The sequence below is a fragment of the Tepidiphilus margaritifer DSM 15129 genome (genome assembly GCF_000425565.1).
Lineage (GTDB): Bacteria > Pseudomonadota > Gammaproteobacteria > Burkholderiales > Rhodocyclaceae > Tepidiphilus > Tepidiphilus margaritifer.
Map to the genome: position 1 here is coordinate 439,662 of NZ_KE384397.1, position 22,858 is coordinate 462,519.

General features: G+C 66.6%; 21 protein-coding genes. 8 read left to right on the forward strand and 13 right to left on the reverse strand.

The genetic code is table 11. From position 1 onward, the window contains the following. Window positions 1-2: 2 nt before the first annotated feature. Genes H607_RS0110815 through H607_RS13725 form a run of 5 tightly spaced genes read right to left on the reverse strand, consistent with a single transcriptional unit; the run spans window position 3 to window position 4,918 of the window. Window positions 3-683: a Fe2+-dependent dioxygenase gene (locus H607_RS0110815; RefSeq protein ID WP_028875443.1), complete on the reverse strand. Its 681-nt coding sequence runs from the start codon at window positions 681-683 to the stop codon at window positions 3-5. 43 nt (window positions 684-726) lie between these two features. After that, complete coding sequence (locus H607_RS0110820; RefSeq protein ID WP_051240845.1) at window positions 727-2,934, reverse strand: TonB-dependent receptor; 2,208 nt, start codon at window positions 2,932-2,934, stop codon at window positions 727-729. Window positions 2,935-2,972: 38 nt separating this feature from the next. Then, the gene (locus H607_RS0110825) at window positions 2,973-3,395 is read right to left on the reverse strand and encodes an ExbD/TolR family protein (protein WP_028875445.1); all 423 of its coding nucleotides are present in this window, start codon (window positions 3,393-3,395) and stop codon (window positions 2,973-2,975) included. A 13-nt stretch (window positions 3,396-3,408) separates the two neighbouring features. Further along, entirely contained in the window at window positions 3,409-4,179 is a 771-nt protein-coding gene (locus H607_RS0110830; RefSeq protein WP_028875446.1) for a MotA/TolQ/ExbB proton channel family protein, read from the reverse strand. 19 nt (window positions 4,180-4,198) lie between these two features. After that, the gene (locus H607_RS13725) at window positions 4,199-4,918 is read right to left on the reverse strand and encodes an energy transducer TonB (protein WP_051240846.1); all 720 of its coding nucleotides are present in this window, start codon (window positions 4,916-4,918) and stop codon (window positions 4,199-4,201) included. 244 nt (window positions 4,919-5,162) lie between these two features. Between H607_RS13725 and H607_RS0110840 the strand changes: the two genes are divergently transcribed. From H607_RS0110840 to H607_RS12785, 8 genes are all read left to right on the forward strand, one after another. Beyond that, on the forward strand, window positions 5,163-7,142 hold the full coding sequence (locus tag H607_RS0110840; RefSeq protein WP_028875447.1) for an AMP-dependent synthetase/ligase: 1,980 nt from the start codon (window positions 5,163-5,165) through the stop codon (window positions 7,140-7,142). An 11-nt stretch (window positions 7,143-7,153) separates the two neighbouring features. Further along, the gene (locus H607_RS0110845; RefSeq protein WP_051240847.1) at window positions 7,154-7,939 is read left to right on the forward strand and encodes an ABC transporter ATP-binding protein; all 786 of its coding nucleotides are present in this window, start codon (window positions 7,154-7,156) and stop codon (window positions 7,937-7,939) included. A 13-nt stretch (window positions 7,940-7,952) separates the two neighbouring features. Beyond that, window positions 7,953-8,879, forward strand: coding sequence for a branched-chain amino acid ABC transporter permease (locus H607_RS0110850; RefSeq protein WP_028875449.1), 927 nt, complete (start codon window positions 7,953-7,955; stop codon window positions 8,877-8,879). Between the two features lie 21 nt (window positions 8,880-8,900). After that, window positions 8,901-9,968 (forward strand): branched-chain amino acid ABC transporter permease, encoded by a 1,068-nt coding sequence (locus tag H607_RS0110855; RefSeq protein WP_028875450.1) that lies wholly within the window; start codon window positions 8,901-8,903, stop codon window positions 9,966-9,968. Between the two features lie 52 nt (window positions 9,969-10,020). After that, a complete protein-coding gene (locus H607_RS0110860; protein ID WP_028875451.1) occupies window positions 10,021-11,349 on the forward strand; it encodes an ABC transporter substrate-binding protein in 1,329 nt (442 codons plus the stop codon). Window positions 11,350-11,420: 71 nt separating this feature from the next. Further along, on the forward strand, window positions 11,421-12,254 hold the full coding sequence (locus tag H607_RS0110865; protein ID WP_028875452.1) for an ABC transporter ATP-binding protein: 834 nt from the start codon (window positions 11,421-11,423) through the stop codon (window positions 12,252-12,254). A gap of 12 nt (window positions 12,255-12,266) precedes the next feature. Next, window positions 12,267-13,529 carry a phenylacetate--CoA ligase family protein gene (locus H607_RS0110870; protein WP_028875453.1) on the forward strand — a complete coding sequence of 421 codons (1,263 nt, stop codon included), beginning with the start codon at window positions 12,267-12,269 and terminating at the stop codon, window positions 13,527-13,529. Beyond that, window positions 13,522-14,586: a CaiB/BaiF CoA transferase family protein gene (locus H607_RS12785; protein ID WP_051240848.1), complete on the forward strand. Its 1,065-nt coding sequence runs from the start codon at window positions 13,522-13,524 to the stop codon at window positions 14,584-14,586. The genes H607_RS0110870 and H607_RS12785 overlap by 8 nt, the downstream gene beginning before the upstream one ends. On the opposite strand, the gene H607_RS12995 is transcribed toward H607_RS12785, so the two are convergent. From H607_RS12995 to H607_RS0110915, 8 genes are all read right to left on the reverse strand, one after another. Then, on the reverse strand, window positions 14,583-15,146 hold the full coding sequence (locus H607_RS12995) for a PhaM family polyhydroxyalkanoate granule multifunctional regulatory protein (RefSeq protein ID WP_051240849.1): 564 nt from the start codon (window positions 15,144-15,146) through the stop codon (window positions 14,583-14,585). The two genes, H607_RS12785 and H607_RS12995, sit on opposite strands and share 4 nt — an antisense overlap. A 69-nt stretch (window positions 15,147-15,215) precedes the next feature. Then, on the reverse strand, window positions 15,216-15,911 hold the full coding sequence (locus tag H607_RS0110885) for a hypothetical protein (protein ID WP_028875454.1): 696 nt from the start codon (window positions 15,909-15,911) through the stop codon (window positions 15,216-15,218). A 90-nt stretch (window positions 15,912-16,001) separates the two neighbouring features. Further along, complete coding sequence (locus H607_RS0110890) at window positions 16,002-16,763, reverse strand: class I SAM-dependent methyltransferase (RefSeq protein ID WP_037990326.1); 762 nt, start codon at window positions 16,761-16,763, stop codon at window positions 16,002-16,004. Window positions 16,764-16,796: 33 nt separating this feature from the next. Beyond that, window positions 16,797-20,387 carry an indolepyruvate ferredoxin oxidoreductase family protein gene (locus H607_RS12795; RefSeq protein ID WP_051240850.1) on the reverse strand — a complete coding sequence of 1,197 codons (3,591 nt, stop codon included), beginning with the start codon at window positions 20,385-20,387 and terminating at the stop codon, window positions 16,797-16,799. Window positions 20,388-20,548: 161 nt separating this feature from the next. After that, a complete protein-coding gene (rlmH, locus tag H607_RS0110900) occupies window positions 20,549-21,019 on the reverse strand; it encodes a 23S rRNA (pseudouridine(1915)-N(3))-methyltransferase RlmH (RefSeq protein WP_028875456.1) in 471 nt (156 codons plus the stop codon). A 10-nt stretch (window positions 21,020-21,029) separates the two neighbouring features. Further along, entirely contained in the window at window positions 21,030-21,395 is a 366-nt protein-coding gene (rsfS, locus tag H607_RS0110905) for a ribosome silencing factor (protein WP_037990327.1), read from the reverse strand. After that, window positions 21,392-22,120, reverse strand: a complete 729-nt coding sequence (gene nadD / locus H607_RS0110910) for a nicotinate-nucleotide adenylyltransferase (protein ID WP_028875458.1) — start codon at window positions 22,118-22,120, stop codon at window positions 21,392-21,394. The genes rsfS and nadD overlap by 4 nt, the downstream gene beginning before the upstream one ends. Then, entirely contained in the window at window positions 22,101-22,850 is a 750-nt protein-coding gene (locus H607_RS0110915; RefSeq protein ID WP_028875459.1) for a BPSS1780 family membrane protein, read from the reverse strand. The genes nadD and H607_RS0110915 overlap by 20 nt, the downstream gene beginning before the upstream one ends. Between the last annotated feature and the right edge of the window lie 8 nt (window positions 22,851-22,858).

Below are 22,858 nucleotides of genomic sequence, written 5' to 3' on the forward strand. Positions count from 1 at the left end.
GGCTAGACGCTCCAGCGCCGCAGCAGGTTGTGATAGAGGGTGGAGAATCGGGCGGCGAGTTCCCCTTCGCCGTGTTCGCTGCGCAGTGTCAGGGTGGCCATGTCGAGCTCGAAGAGCAACCGTCGTTCGACCGGATCGGGCACCAGGCTCTGGAACCACATGAATGAGGCGAGCCGCTCGCCCCGGGTGACCGGCGTGACTTCGTGCAGCGAACTGGCGGGGTAGATGACGATGGAGCCGGCCTTGCCCTTGACGCGCTGCGTGCCGAAGAGGTCGTGGATGACGAGCTCACCCCCGTCGTATTCCTCCGGTGCGCTGAAAAAGAGAGTGGCCGAGACGTCGGTGCGCAGTTTTCGTTCGCCGACGAGGCGGATGGCGGCATCGACGTGGGGCCCGTAGCGTTCGCCTTCGCCGACGGCGCGATAGCGGTTGAACTGCGGCGGGAAGATGTCGCGCGGCAGGACGGCCGAAAAAACGAGCGGCTCGCGCTCGAGCGCCTGCAGTACCAGCTGGCGCAGGGGGGCGAGGGTGGGGCAGTCTTCGGCGATCTGCTGGTTGTTCTTGACTTCGCGGGCGAGCGGCCCGGCGGTGCTGCGGCCATCGATCCAGCGCGCCTGCGCGAGCAGTGCCCGGGCATGGTCGACTTCCGCGGCGGAGAGGACTTCGTCGATCGTCAGGAGCATGGCATTTTCCGTGAGAGGCGGGGCTTCGCGCCCCGCCGAAAGCTCAGAACTTGAACTCGGCCGAGAGGATCACCGTTCGATCCGGCCCGGGCACGACGAATCCGCCGTTGTCGTAGATGGCATCATAATAGACCTTGTCGAAGAGGTTACGCACGTTCAGGCGCACCGTGTAGGAAGGTTGCTCGTAGGCGAGCATGGCGTCCCAGCGGGTGTAGGAGGGAGCGACATTGGGCGAGAACTTGCCGTTCACGAAGGGTCCTTTCGCCGCCGATGGACTGTAGCCATAGCGTTCCCCTTTGGTCTCGGCGCCCAGACCGGCTTTCCAGTGAGGCATGAAGCGGTAAGTGGTCCACAGGTTGAAGGTGTAGTCGGGCGTGTTGCGTGGCCGTTCCCCCTTGAAACGCGGATCGGCGCCGGGGGCTACTTTGAGGATCTCGGCGTCCATCAGGGACAGGCCGGCGAAAACTTCCCAGCGCTCGGTGATGCGGCCGGCGGCTTCGAGTTCCAGCCCATCGGTACGGCGCTTGCGCGAGAGGACGGCCCCGGTCGATTCCAAGTCCTGGTTGCGCTCCCACTCCTTGGTGGCGCGGTAGAGGGCGGCGCGCAGCGAGAGGTTGCCTTCGAAGAGCATCCACTTGGCACCGAGCTCGACCACGTCGCTGCGCTCGGGCGGATACTCGCCGCCGGAGAGCTGGTAGAGGTCGGCGGTGGGGCTGAAGCTGTCGGACCACGAAAGATAGTAATGCTGATTCTCGCTGGGCAGCCACGACAGGCCGGCGCGGTAGCTGTTCTCGCCGAAGTCGAGGTGCGGTGAGTTTGCGTGGCTGTAATCGGCATCGAGTTCGTCGCGGCGCACCCCCAGGGTGAGTTTCCACTGGGGCAGGAATTCGATCGTGTCTTGGGCGAGCAGCGCGTAGCTGTTGCCGGTGAAGTCGGTGGCGATCGCCTTGGGATCTTCGATGCCAGGGCGATAGTAGGGCGCACAGGAGGGTGAGGCTTTGCCGGTACAGCCGAGATTACGCAGTGCTTTCCAATGGCCGTCTTCTTTGAGGTACTCGAAACCGGCGAGCAGTTCGTGTCGCATGCCGGCGATCGTCAAACTGTGGGTGAGGTCGGATTGCAGCGCCACGGTCTGATAGTCGTAGTTGCGCGTCTTGGAGCCGCCGCTCCAACCCGTGGCGGCCGGTGGATTGGCGGCCGACGGAGCGAGTGCCCAATAAGTGCGGTCGTAGTCGGCGAAGCGAACGCTCGTACGCCACTCGGTACCGGGTTGGAAACGGTGGGTGTAGGTGGCGGTGGAAATGTTGGTGTCGGAGTCGTCGAACGTGTCGTCGGTGCCCCAGAAAGCCGAAGATCCGTAGCGTTTGAGGGGGCGCTTGGTGGTCGAGTCGAAAGGGACGCCGTAGTCGGGAGTGTCGCGCGTCTTCAGATAATAATGCGACAAGAGCAGCTCGTCGCGCGTGCCCATGCCGTGGACGTAGCTCACGGCCGCGCCTTGTCGATCGATTCCCGGTTCGTCACCGTTGGCGGGGTTCTCGCGCCAGCTGCCTTCGACGCGTTTCATGAGATTGACGCGCAGCGCCGAGTTCTCACCCAGGGTCTTGTTGAGATCGGCCGTGCCCTCGCGATAGTCCTCGGTACCGACCGAGCCGGTGAGCTTGTACTTGTCGACGGGCAACGGCGTCTTGCTCACCTGGTTGATGACGCCACCCGCCTGGCCGCGGCCGTAGAGCATGGCGGCGGCGCCGCGCAGCACTTCCACGCTCTCGAGGTTGAAAGTCTCGCGGTTGTATTGCGCCGTGTCGCGCATGCCGTCGAGGTACATGTCGCCGAAGGTGTAGAAACCGCGCAGCATCATGTTGTCGCCGGAGCGGCCGCCTTCCGCGGCGTTGAAGGTGAGCCCCGAGACGTTGCGCAGCGCCTCGCGCAAGGAACCCACTTGCTGATCTTCGAGCAGGTCCTGCGTGAGGATGGTGATCGCCTGCGGGATCTCGTGGGGGTCCTGCAGTGTCTTGCCCACGCGGGTGGTGCGCTTGAGGTAGCCCTCCGTTTCGGCAGGGGCTTCGTCGGTGACGGTGACGGTGGGCAGGACCTGGGCGTCGGCAGCGCCTGATTCCGCGCTTTGCGCGAGCGCGGGCTGTGCCGCGCCCAGGCCGATGAGCATCGCCGCGCCCAGCGGCAGCACCTTGGGGCGCAGAAGCGCGGCGTTTTCCGCTTGCGGCTGGGGCTCGTGCGGAGGAATGGTCGACATCGAAAACACTCCTTGGGGTTGGGGAAAATCGTCGTTTTTCAGGGAGCGGGTTCGCCGGGAAGCGTCACGAAGGCGATCTTCGCCAGGCCGTGGCGCGAGGCGGCGGCCATCAGGCGGGCGATGGCCTCGTAGGGGGTGGCGCGGTCGGCCTGCAGTTCCAGCGTGGTTTGGGGCGTGAGTTCGGCGAGTCGCGGCTCCAGCGCCGCCCAGTCGATCGCCTCGTCGTTCCAGTGCAGGGTCTGCCCGTCGGCGTCGAGCCGCAGGCGCAGGCGATCCTCGTCGCGTTGGGTGTCGGGGGCGCTGCTCGCTTGCGGCAGGTCGACTTTCACCGCGTGGGTCATCAAGGGGGCAGTGACGATGAAGATGATGAGCAGCACCAACATCACGTCGATGAAGGGCACCATGTTGATTTCGCTGATCGGTTCAGTGTCGCCGGTGCTGTCGAGTCGGGCGAAGGCCATGGGGGAATCTCCGTCAGGAAGCGGTCTTGCGGGCGGGGCGGGACATATCGGAATCGAGCGCGACGACGGCGGGCTCGGGCCGGGTCGCCGGGCGCTTGATGCCGGTGACGAGGAAGGTGTAAACGTCATAGGCGAAGGCTTCCAGCTCCTGCGTGCGGCGGCGCTGGGCGCGGCTGAAGGCGTTGTAGGCGATCGCGGCCGGGATCGCCGTGGCGAGGCCGAAACCGGTCATCACCAGCGCTTCGCCGATGGGGCCTGCCACCTTGTCGAGCGAGGCGCTGCCGCTGGCGGCGATCGCCTGCAGGGCGTGGTAGATGCCCCAGACGGTGCCGAAGAGCCCGATGAAGGGGGCGCTGGAAGCGGTGGTGCCGAGCAGCGTCATGCCGGCTTCGTCGCGGGCGCGGGCCTCGTCGATGGCGCGGCGCAAGGCCCGGGTGAGGAGTTCCTGCGGTTCGCCGCGATCCCCGAGGGGGCCGGTGCGCGCCGTGGTGGCGTTTTCATCGGCCCGCTCGAGGCGTTCGAGCACCTCGAGGCCGTGATGCACGAGGTGCGAGGCGGGGTCGAGCGCGCCGTGCTCTCGGAGCTCGCGCGCAATCTCGGCCAGATCGTCCGCGTTCCAGAAACGGCGCAGGAAGCGGGCGGCGCGCCGCGATAGACGCAGATGCAGCGCCGTCTTGGCGAGGATCACGGCCCAGCTCGATACGGAGAGCAGCGCGAGTAGCAAGAAGATGAAGCGGCTCACGCCGTCGCCTTGGGCGAAGAAATGCAGCATGGATTCGTTCATGGGTGAGGCTCCGCAAGGGTCAGGAAGAAGAAAGGGAAAAGGCGATGGGCACGAGCACCGTGGCTTCGACCGGTGTGTCGCCGCGGCGCGCTGGGACGAATTTCCAGCGCTCGATGGCTTCGCTCGCGGCCCGATCGAGCCGGGGGTAGCCGGAGGAGCGCTCCAGCTCGACGCGGCGCGGCAGCCCGTCGGCACCCACCAGCACGCGCAGGATCACTTTTCCTTGTTCGCCGAGCCGGCGCGATACCGGCGGATAGGAGGGGCGCGGATTGGCGAGATAGGCGGCGTCGAAGCGCGGTTCCGTGAAAGGAGTGGCTTCCGTGCTTCCGGTATTGCCGCGCGCGGGGGCGGCTGGCGCCGTGTCCGCAGCGGGAGCAGGATCGCCCGCGGCCTCGTTTGCCGCGACGGACGAGGTTGCGGCCGCACTCTCCGCGTGTGTCGGCGGCGGGCTGGATCTGGCAGGAGCACGGGGCTTTGCCGGCGTGCGGCTGGGGGCTTTCGCCTTGGGCGGGGCTGGCGTGGGCTCGACGGCCGGCGCAGGTTCGACGGCGGAGGCCGGCGTCGCCGCAGGGGCAGGATCCGGCGCTGGAACAACCCAGGCGATCGTCATGGTTGGGGCGACGGGGAGCGTCTGCGCTTCGGGCAGGGCGCGTGCCCCGGCATAGAGGACCGCGCCGTGCAGCGATAGGGCGGCGAGGATCGCCCAAGGTGGAAGGACGCGGTGAGGTTCTTGGGTCATGGCTCGGTTCGCGAAACGTTTATTTGCAAATGATATAGTAAACGATAATCAGTATCAAGTGCAAAAAGCTATTTCGCGTGCACGGGGATCTGCGGGCGCTCACCGTTACATTCGCGTTACGTTTGTGACAAACCCTTGCAAAACTTCGTCGGCACAATGCAGCCGTCGAGTGGAGGGAGACGGCCCCGCCGAAAAAAGAGAACGACGGCGGGGCACACACTCATCGGATTGGAGGAGGGTTGGCATGGCCGAGGGCGCGAAACCGCATGCCCCTGCGATCATTCCGGGTCTGGAGACGTTTCCGCGCTTGCTGCGGCATCACGCCCGCGTGCGTGCCGACCGGCCGGCGATCCGCGAGAAGGAATACGGCATCTGGCAGACCTATACGTGGGGTGAGTGCTACGCCCAGGTGCGCGCGCTCGCCTGCGGGTTGGCCGAGGCGGGGTTCCGGCGCGGCGACCGTCTGGCCATCGTCGGCGACAACCGGCCCCGCCTCTACCTGGCGGTGGCCGCGGCGCAATGCTTGGGCGGCATCCCGGTGCTGCTCTACCAGGATGCGATCGCCGAGGAGATGGCCTACGTGCTGCAGGATGCCGAGGTCAAGATGGCGGTGGTGGAGGATCAGGAGCAGGTCGACAAGCTCCTCGAGATCCTCGATCGCCTGCCTTCGCTCGAGCGCATTTTCTACGACGATCCGCGCGGCATGCGCCATTACACCTTGCCGGTGCTGCAGGGGCTGGACGAGCTCCTGGAGGCGGGGCGCATCCATGATCGCAACCAGCCGCATTTCGTCGACGAGGAAATCGAGAAGGGGGCGAGCGACGACGTTTCGGTGATGCTCTACACGTCGGGCACCACCGGCAAGCCCAAGGGGGTGTGTCAGACGCATCGGGCTTTTCTCTTCGCCGGCATGGGCGGAGTGCAGTTCGACCGCCTCACCGACGACGAGGAAGTGCTCTCCTATCTGCCGATGGCCTGGGTGGGGGATCACCTCTTTTCCTATGCCCAAGCCTATGCGGCCGGATTCACCATCAACTGCCCCGAGTCGAGCGAGACGGTGATGACCGACCTGCGCGAGATCGGTCCCACGTACTACTTCGCGCCGCCGCGCGTGTTCGAGAACCTGCGCACCCAGGTGTGGATCCGGATGGAGGATGCCGGGCGCTTGAAGCAGGCGATGTTCCGCCATTTCATGAAGGTGGCCGAGCGCTGCGGCGTGCAGATTCTCGAAGGGCGCCCTGTGCCGCTGCTGCAGCGTCTGCACTACGCCCTGGGCGAGATTTTGGTCTATGGGCCGCTGCGCAACGTGCTGGGCCTGTCGCGCCTGCGCGTGGCCTATACGGCCGGGGCGGCGATCGGGCCGGATCTCTTCCGTTTCTACCGCTCCATCGGCATCAACCTCAAGCAGCTCTACGGCCAGACGGAGACCTGCGCCTACGTCTGCCTGCAGCCCGACGGCGAGGTCAAGCTCGACTCGGTGGGCAAACCCGCGCCGGGGGTGGAGGTGAAGATCGCCGACAACGGCGAGATCCGCGTGCGCGGCCCGATGCTGCTCAAGGCCTATTACAAGCGGCCGCAGGACACCGCCGAGGCCTTCGACGAGGAAGGCTATTTCATGACGGGGGATGCGGGTTTCTTCGACGAGGATGGGCACCTCAAGATCATCGACCGGGCCAAGGACGTGGGGCGGCTGCAGGACGGCTCGATGTTCGCGCCCAATTACATCGAGAACAAGCTCAAGTTCTTTCCGCTCATCAAGGAGGCGGTGGCCTTCGGGCACGATCGCCCCTATGTCACCGCCTTCATCAACATCGACCTGGAGGCGGTGGGCAACTGGGCCGAGCGCAGGGGGCTCGCCTATTCGGGCTACACCGATCTGGCGCAGCAGCCGGCCGTCTACGATCTCATCCAGCAGTGCGTGGAGCAGATCAATGAAGACCTGAGCCACGATCCGCAGATGAGCGGCTCGCAGATCCGGCGTTTCCTCATCCTGCACAAGGAGCTCGACGCCGACGACGAGGAGCTCACCCGCACGCGCAAAGTGCGCCGGCGCTTCATTTCCGAGAAGTACGCCGTGCTGGTCGAGGCGCTCTACGCCGGCAAGGACAGCCAATACATCGAGACGGCGGTCAAGTACGAAGACGGGCGTACCGGCAAGATCGCCGCCGAGGTGCGCATCCGCGACGCGAAGGTCTTCCCGCCCTCGCCGCGCTCGCACGCTTGAAGGAGGAGGAAATGGCGCGAGTCATTGGCGACGTGATCCTCGATCTGCAGAACATCTCGCTGTCGTTCGGCGGGGTCAAGGCGCTCACCAACATCAGTTTCGACGTGCGCGAGGGCGAGATCCGCGCCATCATCGGTCCCAACGGGGCGGGCAAGAGCTCCATGCTCAACGTCATCAATGGCGTCTATCACCCGCAGCAGGGGCGTATCGTCTTCCGTGGCCAGGAGCGGCGGCGGATGAACCCGCACGAGGCGGCGGCGCAGGGCATCGCCCGCACGTTCCAGAACATCGCACTCTTCAAGGGCATGACGGTGCTCGACAACATCATGACCGGGCGCAACCTCATGATGCGGCGCAATTTCCTGTGGAACGCCCTTTATTGGGGGCCGACCCGGCGCGAGGAGATCGCGCACCGGCGCCGTGTCGAGGAGATCATCGATTTCCTCGAGATCCAGAACATCCGCAAGACGCCGGTGGGGCGCCTGCCCTATGGCCTGCAAAAGCGGGTGGAGCTCGCCCGGGCGCTGGCGGCGGAGCCTTCGCTTCTCTTGCTCGACGAGCCCATGGCCGGCATGAACGTGGAGGAGAAGCAGGACATGTGCCGCTTCATCCTCGACGTGAACGAACAGCTGGGGACCACCATCGTGCTCATCGAGCACGACATGGGCGTGGTGATGGATATCTCCGACCGGGTGGTGGTTCTCGACTACGGACGCAAGATCGGCGATGGGCCACCCGATGAGGTGCGCAACGACCCGGTCGTGATCGAGGCCTATCTCGGCGGCGCGGCCCACTGAGGGAGAAGGGACGATGCAATTCTTTCTGGAAGTGTTCATCGGCGGGCTGCTCGCGGGGATGCTCTACGCCCTGGTGGCATTGGGTTTCGTGCTCATCTTCAAGGCGTCCGGCGTGCTCAACTTCGCCCAAGGGGCGATGGTCTTCTTCGCCGCACTCACTTTCGTCGGGTTCTCCGATCGCCTGGCGCGCTGGTTCGGCGCCTCTCCCGACGCTTCCCCCGTCTTCTGGGCGGCATTGGCGCTCACGGCAGCGGCCATGGTGCTGCTTGCCTGGGTGGTGGAGCGCTTCATGTTGCGCAAATTGGTCAATCAGCCTGCGATCACGCTCTTCATGGCCACCATCGGGCTGAGCTATCTGATCGAGGGCGTGGCGCAGGGGACGTGGGGGGCGGCGGTGCATGGGCTCGATCTGGGCATTGCCGACGAGCCGGTGATGTGGCTGCTCGAACGCTACAACCTCATGATCTCCAAGTTCGATCTCAGCGCGGCAGTGGTGGCGGGCGTGCTGGTGGCGGTGCTCGCGCTCTTCTTCCAATACACCAAGGTGGGGCGGGCGCTGCGGGCGGTGGCCGACGACCACCAGGCGGCGCTGTCGGTGGGCATTCCGCTGCAGCGCATCTGGGTGATCGTGTGGGCGGTGGCGGGGTTCGTCGCCATCGTGGCCGGGCTGGTATGGGGGGCGCGCAACGGCGTGCAGTTCGCCCTCACCTATACGGCGCTCAAGGCGCTGCCGGTGCTGATCCTTGGCGGGCTTACTTCGGTGCCCGGTGCCATCGTCGGCGGGCTCATCATCGGGGCGAGCGAGAAACTGGCCGAGGTGTATCTCGGACCTTACGTGGGCGGCGGGATCGATTCGTGGTTCCCCTACGTGCTGGCGCTCGTCTTCCTGCTGATCCGGCCCGAGGGGCTTTTCGGTGAAAAACACATCGACCGCGTCTGACGGTATGGGGAGGGATGGGGGATGATCTATCGCGAGGCGGGGCAGTTCAAAGCGAGTTACGAGGAAGATCAGCAGATTTTCCCGATCAAGCAGGACCGGATCGTGATGGCGGCGCTCGTCGTGGCCGCTTTCTTCGTCGCGCCCTTCGTGGCCAGCGAATATTGGCTGCAGGCGGTGCTCACGCCGGTACTGGTCTTCGCCCTCGCCGCACTGGGGCTCAACATCCTCACCGGTTACGCGGGGCAGTTGTCGCTGGGTACCGGCGCGTTCATGGCCGTGGGGGCGTATGCCACGTACAATTTCCTTCTGCGCCTCGACGGGCTGCCTTTCCTGGCGGGACTCGTTCTCGGCGGCCTGAGCGCGGCGGCCGTGGGGGTCGTCTTCGGGCTGCCTTCGCTGCGCATCAAGGGCTTCTACCTCGCCATGGCCACGCTCGCGGCGCAGTTCTTCATCGTCTGGGCGCTCACCAAGTTTCCCTGGTTCTCCAACTATTCTTCCTCCGGCATCATCTCGGCGCAGCGCATCGAGATCCTGGGGTTTGCCTTCGACACGCCGGCGCGCAAGTATCTGCTCACGCTCGCCATCGTCTCGCTGCTCGCCCTGGCGGCGAAGAACCTCGCGCGCACCAACACGGGCCGCTCATGGATGGCGGTGCGCGACATGGACGTGGCGGCCGAGGTGATCGGCATCCCGCTCATGAAGACCAAGCTGCTCGCCTTCGCCGTTTCTTCTTTCTACTGCGGCATCGCCGGCGGGCTGTACGCCTACACCTATCTCGGCACGGTGGAGCCCGATGGCTTCGGGCTGGATCTTTCCTTCAAGATCCTCTTTATGATCATCATCGGCGGCATGGGTTCGGTGCTGGGGGCCTTTCTCGGCGCCGCTTTCATCCTCTTGCTGCCCGTCGGGCTCAACGTGCTGATGCACACTTCGGTCGGGGTGCTCGTCCCGGCCACGCTCGCCTCGAACCTGGAGTTGATCGTGTTCGGCGTGCTGATCGTTTTCTTCCTGATCGTCGAACCGCACGGCCTCACCCGCCTGTGGCAGATCGGCAAGGAGAAACTGCGCCTGTGGCCTTTCCCTCATTGAGGGAGGCGGCGCGCGGCGCGGGGGTTTTACCACACCAAAAGGAGGCATGGCGATGAAATTGAAGAAAGCATGGCTGACGGCGATGGCGGTGGCCACCGTCTGGGGGGCGGCGGGAAGCGCGGCGCAGGCGGCGGAACAATACATTGGCCTGCCGAGCTACCGGGTCGGATCGTACGCGGCCGGCGGTACGGGGGTCTTCGGCGGCTGGATCGACTACATGAAGCTCATCAATGAGCGCGACGGAGGCGTGAACGGCGTCAAGCTCGTGTGGCAGGAGTGCGAGACGGAATACAACAACGCGCGCGGCGTGGAGTGCTACGAGCGGTTGAAGCAACACGGCGAGCAGCAGAACGTGCTCTTCGCTCCCGTCTCCACCGGCATCACTTTCGCCGTCTTCGAACGCGTGGCCCAGGACAAAATCCCCTTGCTCTCGATCGGCATCGGTCGTTCGGATACCGCCGACGGGCGCGTCTTCCCCTGGGTTTTTCCCATGATCGCCACCTATTGGTCGCAGGCATCCGCCATCGTCGGCTATCTCGGCCAGCGTGAGGGCGGGATGGACAAGCTCAAGGGAAAGAAGATCGCCGTGCTCTACCTCGACTTCGCCCCGGGCAAGGAGCCGTTCCCCGTGCTCGACCGCTTGGCGCAGAAGTGGGGATTTACCACCGAGAAGATCGCCGTGGCCATGCCCGGCAACGAGCAGCAGGCGCAGTGGCTGCAGATCCGGCAGATGCGGCCGGATTACGTGATTCTCCTCACTTACGGCGTATCCAACCCGACGGCCCTGAAGACCGCGGCACGTACGGGATTCCCCGCCGACCGGATCGTGGGATGGTGGTGGGCCGGCGCCGAGGAGGACGTCGTGCCGGCGGGTGAGGCGGCCAAAGGGTTCGTGGCCGGGGCTTTCGATCCGGCGGGCACCGACTTCCCCGTGATCCAGGACATCCAGAAGTACGTCTATGCCAAAGGGCAGGGCGACATGCAGGATCCGAAGCGCGTCGGCAGCGTGTATTACAACCGTGGCGTGGGGCACGGCATCATCTACGTGGAAGCGCTTCGGCTCGCGCAGGAGAAGTTCGGCAAGGGCAAGCCGGTGACCGGCGAGCAGATGCGTTGGGCGCTGGAGAACCTCAAGCTCGACGAGAAACGCCTGGAGGCGATCGGCGCGAAGGGCCTGATGCCGACGCTGGCACTGTCGTGCGCCGACCACGAGGGCTCTGGTCGGGTGCGCTTCCAGCAGTGGGACGGCGAGAAATGGGTGCCCGTTTCCGACTGGATCGAACCGGACCGCGAACTGGTGCGCTCGCTGGTGGAAGAGTCGGCGGCGGCGTATGCCAAGGAAAAAGGCATCACGCCGCGTGATTGCAGCAAGGAGCAGTGAGCGTCGACGGCGGCCCCGCGCGGGCCGCCGTCCGCCCTGCACGGCCAGTCCCAGACCGGAGTCAATGTGCGATGAACGCTGAAGCGGGCCGCGCCGCCGTCGGCGAACCCTATCTCGTCGTCAACAACGTCGAGGTGATCTACGATCACGTGATCCTGGTGCTCAAGGGCGTCTCGCTCGAAGTGCCGCGTGGCGGCGTCGTCGCGCTGCTCGGGGCCAACGGCGCGGGCAAATCGACCACGCTCAAGGCCATCTCCAACCTGCTGCGCGCCGAGCGCGGCGAGGTGACCAAGGGTTCGATCCATTTCAAAGGGGAGCGCGTCGATGCGCTCTCGCCCAACGAGCTGGTGCGCCGCGGCGTCATCCAGGTGATGGAGGGTCGCCACTGTTTCGAGCACCTCACCATCGAGGAGAACCTGCTCACCGGGGCCTATACGCGCAGGCTCTCACGCGCGCAGCTCGCCCAGGCGCTCGAGCGCGTCTATCACTACTTCCCGCGGCTCAAGGAGCGGCGCAAGTCGCAGGCGGGTTACACCTCGGGCGGCGAGCAGCAGATGTGCGCCATCGGCCGGGCCCTGATGGCCGCCCCCGAGATGATCCTGCTCGACGAACCCTCCATGGGGTTGGCGCCTCAGGTGGTCGAGGAGATCTTCGAGATCGTGCACGAGCTCAACGCCAAGGAGCGCGTGAGCTTTCTGCTCGCCGAACAGAACACCATGGTGGCGCTGCGCTACGCCAATTTCGGCTACATCCTGGAAAACGGCCGGGTGGTGATGGAAGGTGCGGCCCAGGAGCTGCGCGAGAACGAGGACGTGAAGGAGTTCTACCTCGGCCTCTCGTCGCAGGGGCGCAAGAGTTTCCGCGAGGTGAAACATTACCGCCGGCGCAAACGCTGGCTGTCCTGACGGAGAGAACACATGACAGAGGGGACGACCCGGGCGGCGCGGCGCCGCCACTACGACGAGCGAGAGACCTGGCCGCCGCAGCGACGCGAGCTGGAGCTTTTCGCGCGACTGCCGGCGCAGATTGCCCACGCCAAGGCGCACGCGCCGGCCTACGCCAGATTGCTCGCCGGGATCGATCCGCGGGAGATCACCTCCCGCGCGGCGCTTTCCCGCTTGCCGGTGGTGCGCAAGTCCGAATTGCTGGAACTGCAAAAGGGAGATCGCCCATTCGGCGGTTTTGCCGCCGCCGGCTGGGGACGGGAAGTGCTGCGCGTGTTCGCCTCGCCCGGCCCGATCTACGAGCCCGAGGGCAACCGGCCGGATCATTACCGCATGGCGCGTGCCCTCTTTGCCGCCGGATTCGCCGAAGGGGATCTGGTACAGAACACTTTTTCCTACCACATGACGCCGGCGGGCAGCATGATGGAAACCGGCGCCCATGCACTCGGCTGCACCGTCTTCCCGGCCGGGGTCGGGCAGACCGAACTGCAGGTACAGGCGATCGCCGACCTGAAACCGAATGCCTACACCGGAACCCCTTCCTTCCTGCGCATCCTGATCCACAAGTGCCGCGAGGCGGGGGTACCGTTGTCCTTGCGCAAGGCCTTCGTCTCCGGCGAGGCGTTCCCCCCGGCACTGCAGCGCGAGGTGGCCGAAGCCGGTATCAACGCCTATCAGGGCTACGCCACCGCCGACCTGGGGCTCGTCGCCTACGAGACCGAGGCGCGCGAAGGGTTGGTGCTCGACGAGGACGTGATCGTCGAGATCGTGCGCCCGGGCGGAACGGAGCCGGTACCCGAGGGCGAGGTGGGGGAAGTGGTGGTCACCACCTTCAATCCGGTCTATCCGCTGATCCGCTTTGGCACGGGGGATCTCTCAGCCGTCTTGCCGGGAATTTCGCCTTGCGGGCGTACCAACACGCGCATTCGCGGCTGGCTCGGGCGAGCCGATCAGACGACCAAGGTCAAAGGGATGTTCGTGCATCCCTCGCAGGTACTGGCGGTGGCATCGCGTCACCCCGAAGTGCGGCGCGCCCGGCTGGTGGTCGAGAACCCTAATCTCTCCGACGTCATGATCCTCGAGTGTGAAGTGGCGCAGGGGGACGAGGGGTTGAGCCAGGCGATCGAGACGACGCTGCGCGAGATCACCAAGCTGCGCGGCGAGGTGCGCTTCGTTCCGCCGGGCAGCCTGCCGAACGACGGCAAGGTGATCGACGACCGGAGGAAATATGACTGAGCCGTTGCCCCTGCTCGCGGGCGTGACCGTGCTCGATCTGTCGCTGTTGCTGCCGGGGCCGATGGCCGGCTGGCATTTGGCCGAACTCGGTGCGCGCGTGATCAAGGTCGAGCCGCCCCAAGGCGACGACGCCGCGCGTTTGGGCGTGCGCCTGCCCGGGGAGGACGAATCCTTCATTTACCGTCGTCTCAATGCACGCAAGGAAATCCACCGCATCGACCTCAAGAGCGAAGAAGGTCGGGCGTGGTTCGAGGCGCGCCTGCGCGAAGCCGACGCCGTGCTCGAAGGCTTTCGCCCCGGCGTGCTCGAGCGGCTCGGCCTGGGGTTCGAGGCCATGCGCGCGATCAATCCGCACATCGTGCTGGTTTCCATCTCCGGCTACGGTCAGGATGGCCCGATGGCGCAGGTGGCGGGGCACGACATCAACTATCTGGCGCTCGCCGGGGTGCTGCACCAGACCGGCACGGCCGGTGGACCGCCCGCGCAGTGCAATCTGCAGATCGCCGACCTGCTGGGCGGGGCGCTGCATGCGGCGCTCGCCACGGTCGCTGCGGTCCATGCAGCGCGGCGCGACGGAGTCGGCGCCCATATCGACCTCTCCATGACCGAGGCCAGCTGGGCGCATCTGGTCTTCCCCCTGGCGCAAGCCCTGGTCGAGGGGCTCAGCGAACCGCGGGGTGAGGGTTTGCTCACCGGGGGAGTGCCGTGCTATGGGGTGTATGAAACCGCCGACGGACGGCATCTGGCCGTCGGGGCGCTGGAAGAGAAATTTTGGGTACGGCTGTGCGAGGCGATCGGACGGCCCGATCTCATTCCCTTTCACCGCGCCGGGGGTGATGAAGGGGCCAAAGCCAAGGCGGAACTGGCGGCGGTACTGCGTACGCGCACGCGCGACGAGTGGGCGGCGTTCTTCACTCCGCACGATTGCTGCGTTACGCCGGTGCTTGCGCCCGAGGAAACGCTGGAGCATCCGCTCTTCCGGGGGCGCAATGCCCTGAAGACGGAGGAGGAAGGGGGCCCTTGGCCCCGTTCGCCGTTGCGGGTACGCCGGGGTTAGGCATCTTTCCCGCTCTCTCCTTCCGGGGAGGGAGTGGTTTTTTGACGCCGGCGCGTGGGCTTGGCTTGGGCCGCGGGCGATTCAGGAGCAGGAGAGACACTCGGCCCCGTTTCCGGGGCAGGCTGGGTGGCCGTTGACTCGGCTGGTGGTGAGGGGGGGTGAGAAAATGCCTGGTGTGCCGCTTGGGTGGCGGTGGCGGTGGCCTCGACCGTCTGCTGGGCGGCCTGCTGCATCGTCTGCCACAGCTGTGCCATGGCCTCGAAGGGGTTGCCCGCCGGCGTGGTGGCCGCTTCCGCCGCCGCGGCCTGGCTCGCCGTGCCCATCTGCGTGAGCGAGAGGATGGCGACGCGCTGCATCTCCAGCGATTGACGCGTCATCTGCAGGGTGCTCAGGTTCATCTGCAGCCATTGCTCCACCGCCTTGAATTCGGCGATGCGCCGCTCGACGTCGGCGAGATCCATGGTCGGAAACACCATTCCCGGTACCGGTACACCGATGTTGGCACACATCTGCCGCAGGAAGGCGAAGGGATCGTTACCTTCGAAGAAATTCTGTGTCATGGTCTTCCTCCCGTTGGTGCGGCACTTCCCGCCGCTGTTTCCCTCTGGCATTGTAGCGCGAGGCGCTCCTCAGCGCTTGAGGCGCAACGGCATTTCTTCTTCGGGAATCCCTTCGTAGACTTCTTCGCCTTCCTCTTCCTCGAAGGAGGGGGGGAGCTCGCGACCGAGATCGAGCACTTCCAGCAGCTGGCGCGCGAAGCGCCGGGCCGTGTTGTTGAGCGGGGTGGGAAGTTGCGCCGGCAGGTGTTTTTGCAATAGCAGCTTGGTTGCCGAGACGGCCGGTACGGGGCGCAGGATGCGGCCGAGGTAAGGCGCCATCAGCCGGGCCACGGCGCGATCGGCGGCCTCGCGCTGCCAGGCATTGACTGGCCACTGGCTGGGCACGGCATAGGCGCGGGGAAACTGCTCGAGATCGGTGATGACCGTGCGGATGTCCTCGTGTGACTCGCGAAACGGCAGCAACACGAGGTCGGAGAGAGCATAGAGGCGCCGGTCGACGTCGGGGCGGTTGCCGCCGCCGTCGATCACGCCGATCCAGTCATCCAGCGGGCGCAGTTTGTCGATGATGCGCTTGAGCGTGTCGAGCGCGCGCGCGTCGGCGATGACGTAGCGCCGCCCGCGCGGGTCGAGCGGCTGGCGGGTGGTATCGGTGAGCACGCAGGCCGAGCGCCGGCCCAGCAGTCCCAGCCCGTGGCAGAGCAGGTGCGAGAGCGTGGTCTTGCCGGTGCCGCCTTTGTTGCCAATGATCGCAATCAGGATCGCCATGGCGAAGAACCTCGTGGTGAAGGGCAGCCTTGGCAGGATTATCGGCAGGTACGCGCCAAATCTTGAGGAAAATAGCGCCCCCCTCACCCTTCAATTCCCGCGCTGCCCCACCCGGTAGAGCCAGAGAGGACGACGGGTTCCTTGCGGCACGATGCGGGCTTCGGGCACGATTCCGGGGATGGGGAACTCATTGCTGCAGACCAACGCCCCCGGCGGGAGTTCCGCTCGAGCCTTGCGCCACAAGTCGGGCATGGGCACGGGCGAGAGGAAGGCATAGAGTACGTCATAGCCCATCCAGGTGTGCGCGAAGGCATCGCCGCGACGCAGATGCAGGTTTGGCAGGCCGCGTCCGCGCCAGCGTGCGATCAGGTGCGGCAGGACCGCCTGCTCGATACCGGTGAATTCGCCTCGAGGAAAAGCGCGGGCGAGCGCGACGACGACGCGGCCCGTGCCGCTGCCGACGTCGAGGAAGAGGAAAGGACGATCAGCGGGCAGCAGTGCCGCCAGCGCATCCACCGTGGCGCGGTGCGACAGGAAAAGGGGCACCCGCGTGCGGGTCGGATTGCCGAAGACGAGGGCGAGCAGAACGAAGGCCGCGAGGTACCACCCCGGCGCGAGCCCCAGGCCATGCAGGAGCACGAGGGCAGGGGAGAAAATGAGCTGGAGGAGGATCCACCACCAGGGGCTGCGCAAGGACGCGGCGATCCCTGCCGCCGCGAGCGCCTGCAAGGCGAGGAGCGGCCACAGCCCGGCCACGAGGCCGAGACGCGCGGCGGCGAAGGCAAGCAGCCAGCCCAGCAGCTGGGCCAGCGCCGCGGCAAGGAGCGGCGAGCGCGAGAGGCGGAAGATCATGTTTTCATGATACTACCTCGTGCGCTTCGGTGCTCAAGCCGGCACGGGGCGCCCCGCCGTAGAAGACTCCGTCGCCTCGGCTTTGCCCGTTTCCTGCCACCGCCGCCACAACACGGCGCGGCGGTGTTCCGCTTCTTCGCCCTGGGCCCGCTTGACGTGCCCGAACCCACGGATGCGCTGCGGCAGGGCGAGCAGTTCGGTGGCGAGCGCCAGCCGCTCGGCGGTGAGCTCGCGCAGCACGCGGTCGACGTCGCCTTCGAATTCGGTGATGAGGGCGCGCTCCCAGCGCCGTTCCTCGGTGCGTGCGAAAGGGTCGAGCGCCGTGCCGCGCACGTGCTTCATCTTCGCGAGCAGCGCGAAGGCGTGGCGCATGGCCGGACCGTATTCGCGCTTGGCAATGAGGCCGGTGACGGGGTCGGGGCGGGCGAGGAGCGGCGGGGCGAGGTGGAAGCGCACCTCGAAGGAGCCTTCGAACGTCTCCTCCAGCTTTTGCCAGAATTTCGGGTCGCAGTAGAGCCGCGCCACTTCGTATTCGTCCTTGATCGCCAGCAGCTTGAAGTAGGAGCGGGCCACGGCGTCGGTGAGCGGCATCGTGCCGGGGGTTTCTTCGGCAGGGGTGCCGCGCAGGGCGCGCTCGGCGGCGCGCACGCGTTCCACCAGCCGGCGATAGCGCTCGGCGTAGGCGGCGTCTTGGTAGTCGGTGAGATAGGCCGTGCGCCGCTCGATCACCTCGTCGAGCGTGCGGGCAAAGCGCGCCTCGTGCTCCTGCTGAGGGCGGGCGAAGTCGAGCACCGCCTGCGGGTCGTGGGCCATGCGCCGCCCCCAGAGAAAGGCGGCGCGGTTCATCTCCACTGCCACGCCGTTCAATTCGATCGCCCGCATGAGCGATTCGTGGCTCACCGGCACCCAGCCTTTCTGCCAGGCGTAGCCCAGCAGGAAGAGGTTGGTGGCGATGGCGTCGCCCATGAGGCGCGTGGCGAGGGTGGTGGCGTCGAGGAAATCGGCGGCGACTTCACCCACGGCTTCGCGCAGGCGGGCGCGCATCTCCTGCTCGGGGAAAGTCCAATCAGGATTGCGCAGAAAGTCGATGGTGGGAATCTCGGCAACGTTGGTGACCACGCGCGTACGGCCCGGAGCCATCTTGGTGAGCGCCTCGGCGCTCGCCGTCACGATGAGGTCGCCGCCGATGACCACATCGGCCGCCCCGGCGGCGATGCGCACCGCGTGCAGCGCTTGCGGGGTGGCGGCGATGCGGATGTGGCTGAAGACCGAGCCGTTCTTCTGCGCGAGCCCCGTCATGTCGAGCACGGTGACGCCCTTGCCGTCGAGGTGCGCCGCCATGCCGATGAGCGCCCCGATGGTGATGACCCCCGTGCCGCCCACACCGGTTACGAGAATGTTCCAGGGCGATGCGAGCCCGGGCAGGGTCGGCTCGGGCGGCAGGGCAAAGCGACCCGGGTCGTCGGCGAGCGCCTTGCCCTTGCGCGGCCGCCCGCCTTCGATCGTCACGAAACTGGGGCAAAATCCTTTGAGGCAGCTGTAGTCCTTGTTGCAGTTGGATTGGTCGATGCGCCGCTTGCGCCCGAATTCGGTCTCCACGGGAACGACGGCCACGCAGTTCGATTGCACCGTGCAGTCGCCGCACCCTTCGCACACCGCCTCGTGGATGAAGACGCGCCGCGGAGGATCGGGGTAGAGGCCACGTTTGCGCCGACGCCGCTTCTCGGCGGCACAGGTCTGGTCATAGACGAGAGCGGAGACACCCGGAAGTTGACGCAATTCGCGCTGGATGGCTTCGAGCTCGTCGCGGTGCCGAATCGGGACGTGGCGCAGATCCGCCGGCCCGTAAGGGCGCGGCGTGCCGTCGGTGACCACCACGATGTTGGCCACCCCCTCGGCCTGAAGTTGCTTGACGAGCATCGGCACGGTGAGCGGGCCATCGACCGGCTGCCCGCCGGTCATGGCCACGGCGTCGTTGAAGAGAATCTTGTAGGTGATATTGACCCCGGCGGCCACCGCCTGGCGGATGGCGAGGATGCCCGAGTGGAAATAGGTGCCATCGCCCATGTTGGCGAAGAGGTGGCGCTCTTCGGTGAAAGGGGCCTGCCCGACCCAGGGGACACCCTCTCCGCCCATGTGGGTGAAGGTGGCGCTACGCCGATCGGGCATCCAGGTGACCATGTAATGGCAGCCGATGCCGGCCACGGCGCGGCTTCCTTCCGGCACACGGGTGGAGGTGTTGTGCGGGCATCCCGGGCAGAAGGTGGGGATGCGTTCGGCAGCCGGTGGGCGCACGGTGATCGCGCGTTCGCTCGCCTCGAGGAAAGCCAAGCGTTCGCGGATGCGCTCGGAGGTGTAGAAACGCGCGATGCGCTGGGCGATGACGCGGGCGATCTGCGCCGGGGTGAGCTCGCCGGCGGCAGGCAGCAGCCATTGGCCGTGGTCTACCGTGCCGTCTGGGCGCAGGAGGTGCGCCCATTCGCCCTTTTCGTCGAACTTGCCGATCACGCGCGGACGCACGTCCTCTCGCCAATTGTAGAGCTCTTCCTTGAGCTGGTATTCGATGAGCTGGCGCTTCTCTTCGACGACGAGGATTTCCTCGAGCCCTTCGGCGAAGCGGCGTACGCCTTCGGCTTCGAGCGGCCAGACCATGCCGACCTTGTAGACCCGCAGGCCGATCTGCGCGGCGAGCGTTTCGTCGATCCCCAGATCGTCGAGCGCCTGGCGCACGTCCAGATAGGCTTTGCCGGAGGTGATGATGCCCAGGCGCGGCTGCGGCGAGTCGATGACCACGTGATTGAGCCCGTTGGCGCGGCAATAGGCGAGCGCAGCGTAGAGTTTCTGGTGCAGCAGCCGTTTCTCCTGCACCAGCGGCGGATCGGGCCAGCGGATGTTGAGCCCGTCGGGCGGCAGCGGGAAGTCCTCGGGGATGCGCGTGTCGATGCGGAAGGGATCGACGTCGATCGAGGCCGAGGTCTCCACGGTGTCGGCGAGGGCCTTGAAGGCCACCCAGCAGCCGCAGTAGCGCGACAGGGCGTAACCGTGGATTCCCAGATCAAGGTATTCCTGCACGCCGGCCGGGGCGAGCACCGGCATCATCAGCGCCTTGAAGACGTGGTCGGTCTGATGCGGCAGCGTGGAGGACTTGGCGGCATGGTCGTCGCCGGCCACGGCCAGCACGCCGCCGAAGCGCGCGGTGCCGGCGGCATTGGCATGGCGGAAGACGTCGCCGCAGCGATCGACCCCCGGCCCCTTGCCGTACCACATGGCGAAGACCCCGTCGTATTTGGCTCCGGGGAAGAGCCCTACCTGTTGCGTGCCCCAGACGGCGGTGGCAGCGAGATCTTCATTGACGCCGGGCTGGAAGACGATGTGGTGCGAGCGCAGAGGCTCCTTGGCGCGCCACAGGGTTTGGTCGAGCCCGCCCAAGGGCGAGCCCCGGTAGCCGGAGACGAACCCGGCCGTGTTGAGGCCGGCGGCTTCGTCGCGCTCGCGCTGGATGAGCAGCAGGCGCACGAGCGCCTGATAACCGGTGAGATAGACGCGCCCGGTGACGCGATAACGGTCGTCGAGCGACGCAAGGGGGGCGGCCACGGCGGGCGTGGCGGTAGAAGTGCTGGCCATCGGTGTCTCCTCCTTTCATCCGCGCGGCTCGCTCGTGGCGAGTCGGCGGGGGTCCATGCGGGCGGGCGCGCGGGTAGGCGCCTCTTCTCCGCTTCAGCTTAGTCGAGGAGTAAGCCTAGTGCCAAACGGTCGATGAGGGCAGTCGGGTAAACCCTGAAGGTTCACTCGCGGTGATAGGGATGCCCTGCCGTCAGACTCCAGGCGCGATAGAGCGCCTCGATCAGGACGACGCGGGCGAGCGCGTGCGGCAGCGTCAGGCTGGAGAGACGCACCGTTTCGTCGGCGGTCTGCAAAAGAGCGGGATCGAGCCCGTCGGGGCCGCCGATGAGGAGCGCCACGTCACGCCCGTCGTGGCGCCAAGACTGGAGCCGGGTCGCGAGTTGCTTCGTGTCGAGGTCGGTGCCATGCTCGTCGAGCGCGACGAGGCGTGCCCCGGTAGGGATCTGCGCACGCAGCCGTTCGGCTTCGCGGCGCTTGAGTTCGGTCACCGATTTGCCGCCGGCGCGTGGCTCTGCCTTGACTTCGACGATCGTCAGTGGCAGATCGGGCGGAAAGCGCCGCACGTATTCAGCGCAGGCGGACTCGGCCCAAGCGGGCAGGCGCGTGCCCACCGCGAGCAGGGTGAGCTTCATCGTGTGTCGTTCATCCGCCGTGGCGGGCAGTGGCGCCGTGCTGCCACAGGTCTTCGAGGCGATAGTAGGCGCGCACGGCCGGCTGCATGACGTGCACGACGACCGATCCGAGATCGACGAGCACCCATTCGCCCAGAGCCTCGCCCTCGACGCCGACGATGGGCACGCCGGCCTCCTTGGCGCGCTGGATCACGCGTTGGGCGAGCGCCTTCGTTTGGCGTGTGGACTGGGCGCTGGCGACGATGACGCGATCGAAGAGCGGCGAGAGTTCGTGCGTGTCGAACACGCGGATGTCCTCGCCCTTGACGTCCTCGAGGGCGTCGACAGAGAGGGCGGCGATGGTTGCGGCATCGAGCAGGGTATCGGTGGCAGTCATGGGATCAGAGAGTCTCCTTGGTACAGCGAATGGGTGGCGATGTAGCGCAGCACTGCTTCGGGCAAGAGATAGCGGGCACTGCGCCCCTCGTGCAGCAGCCGGCGGATCGTGGTGGCCGAGATGGCGAGCGGCGTGTTGCGGAAGAATCCGACGAGGCCGGCCGGCGTTTCGGCGAGCCGCGCGAGCTTCGGCGCACGCCGCACGGCGAGTACCTCCTGCAGCGCCGGCGGCAAGCCAGCCCCGGGCTCGGGCGGATCGTCTTCGGGCGGTTCGCTGCCCCAGGGCGGCGGAAAATCCGGCCGCATGGCGACGAGCACGTGAGCCAGGTCGAAGAGCCGCTGCCACTGGTGCCACGAGGGCAGGCCGAAGAAAGCATCGGCGCCGAGAATCAGCACGAGCGGCCGATGTGGACCGTAGCGGCGGCGCAAGGTTTCCAGGGTGATGACGGTATAGCTCTTGCCGCCGCGGCGCAACTCCAGGTCGTCGGCGCGAAAGGCGGCATGGCCGCGGAGGGCGCAGCGGACCATGCCGAGTCGATGGGCGGCCGGGGTGCCCGGCGCGGGGCGATGCGGCGGGTCGCCCGCCGGGATGAAGAGCACGCGCTCGAGCGCGAGCGCCTCGCGGGCCTCTTCGGCGAGCCGCAGGTGGCCGTAGTGGATCGGGTCGAAGGTGCCGCCGAGGAGGCCGATCGGCCGCAGTGCAGTGTTAGCGGGGACCGAAGACATCGCGTACTTGCAGGTAGAGCCCGGCGAAGAGTGTCGGCACGAGTACCAGCGGCAGCAGGAACATGGCGATGCCGAGCACGTAGGGATGGATGAGCGCGGCGAGCAGCGAGATCGCGAACGCCAGCGCGAAGGCGAGCGCCGCGAGCCCCAGCGCATAGACGAGGAAAGGGCGCCAGTTGCGCAGCATGGCATAGAAGCTGAAAAAGAGCGCCTTGATCCAGGGCTGCCGGTACCAGGCGACCAGCGGCGGGGCGAACCAGTAGGCCATGGTCACCGGCAATGCCACCGTGAGCCACACCAGCAGGGGCCACAGGAGCTGGGGTTCGCTCTCGAGCGAGGCGGGATCGATCGTGCCGCGGTACAAACCGAGCAGCAGACCCCCGTCGACAAGCACCGTGGCCAGTACGGCGAGCAGGTTTCCTATCAACTGGAAGATGCCCAGCGCGGCGAGCGAGCGCCACGGTCCGCGAAAACCGGCGAAGAGCACTTCTGGTCCCGGGCGGCGTCCGCTCTCGGCAGCGGCCATGCCCTCGAGCACCCCGATCGAGAGAATGGGCATGAGGAGCGGCGCGAGGAACTGGCCGAGGTAGGGGAGGCTCGAGGCGAGCAACAGCAGCAGGACGTAGGCAAAGCTCACGTAACTCGTGAGCGCGGGGGCGCGGCGCCACAGCGCGAACCCGTCTGCGATCCAGCGCCAGCCGTGCGAATACCCTAGGATGTGGGCGTGCATGCGGAGCC

Bases quoted from the DNA above. Each gene is read 5' to 3' on its own strand.
- H607_RS0110830 (WP_028875446.1), bottom strand. From the start codon at position 4,179: ATGAACGAATCCATGCTGCATTTCTTCGCCCAAGGCGACGGCGTGAGC.
- H607_RS12795 (WP_051240850.1), bottom strand. From the start codon at position 20,387: ATGGCCAGCACTTCTACCGCCACGCCCGCCGTGGCCGCCCCCCTTGCG.
- H607_RS12995 (WP_051240849.1), bottom strand. From the start codon at position 15,146: ATGACACAGAATTTCTTCGAAGGTAACGATCCCTTCGCCTTCCTGCGG.
- nadD (WP_028875458.1), bottom strand. From the start codon at position 22,120: ATGTCTTCGGTCCCCGCTAACACTGCACTGCGGCCGATCGGCCTCCTC.
- H607_RS0110845 (WP_051240847.1), top strand. From the start codon at position 7,154: ATGGCGCGAGTCATTGGCGACGTGATCCTCGATCTGCAGAACATCTCG.
- H607_RS12785 (WP_051240848.1), top strand. From the start codon at position 13,522: ATGACTGAGCCGTTGCCCCTGCTCGCGGGCGTGACCGTGCTCGATCTG.
- H607_RS0110870 (WP_028875453.1), top strand. From the start codon at position 12,267: ATGACAGAGGGGACGACCCGGGCGGCGCGGCGCCGCCACTACGACGAG.
- rsfS (WP_037990327.1), bottom strand. From the start codon at position 21,395: ATGACTGCCACCGATACCCTGCTCGATGCCGCAACCATCGCCGCCCTC.
- H607_RS0110855 (WP_028875450.1), top strand. From the start codon at position 8,901: ATGATCTATCGCGAGGCGGGGCAGTTCAAAGCGAGTTACGAGGAAGAT.
- rlmH (WP_028875456.1), bottom strand. From the start codon at position 21,019: ATGAAGCTCACCCTGCTCGCGGTGGGCACGCGCCTGCCCGCTTGGGCC.
- H607_RS0110890 (WP_037990326.1), bottom strand. From the start codon at position 16,763: ATGATCTTCCGCCTCTCGCGCTCGCCGCTCCTTGCCGCGGCGCTGGCC.
- H607_RS0110825 (WP_028875445.1), bottom strand. From the start codon at position 3,395: ATGGCCTTCGCCCGACTCGACAGCACCGGCGACACTGAACCGATCAGC.
- H607_RS0110850 (WP_028875449.1), top strand. From the start codon at position 7,953: ATGCAATTCTTTCTGGAAGTGTTCATCGGCGGGCTGCTCGCGGGGATG.
- H607_RS0110865 (WP_028875452.1), top strand. From the start codon at position 11,421: ATGAACGCTGAAGCGGGCCGCGCCGCCGTCGGCGAACCCTATCTCGTC.
- H607_RS0110885 (WP_028875454.1), bottom strand. From the start codon at position 15,911: ATGGCGATCCTGATTGCGATCATTGGCAACAAAGGCGGCACCGGCAAG.
- H607_RS13725 (WP_051240846.1), bottom strand. From the start codon at position 4,918: ATGACCCAAGAACCTCACCGCGTCCTTCCACCTTGGGCGATCCTCGCC.
- H607_RS0110820 (WP_051240845.1), bottom strand. From the start codon at position 2,934: ATGTCGACCATTCCTCCGCACGAGCCCCAGCCGCAAGCGGAAAACGCC.
- H607_RS0110840 (WP_028875447.1), top strand. From the start codon at position 5,163: ATGGCCGAGGGCGCGAAACCGCATGCCCCTGCGATCATTCCGGGTCTG.
- H607_RS0110915 (WP_028875459.1), bottom strand. From the start codon at position 22,850: ATGCACGCCCACATCCTAGGGTATTCGCACGGCTGGCGCTGGATCGCA.
- H607_RS0110815 (WP_028875443.1), bottom strand. From the start codon at position 683: ATGCTCCTGACGATCGACGAAGTCCTCTCCGCCGCGGAAGTCGACCAT.
- H607_RS0110860 (WP_028875451.1), top strand. From the start codon at position 10,021: ATGAAATTGAAGAAAGCATGGCTGACGGCGATGGCGGTGGCCACCGTC.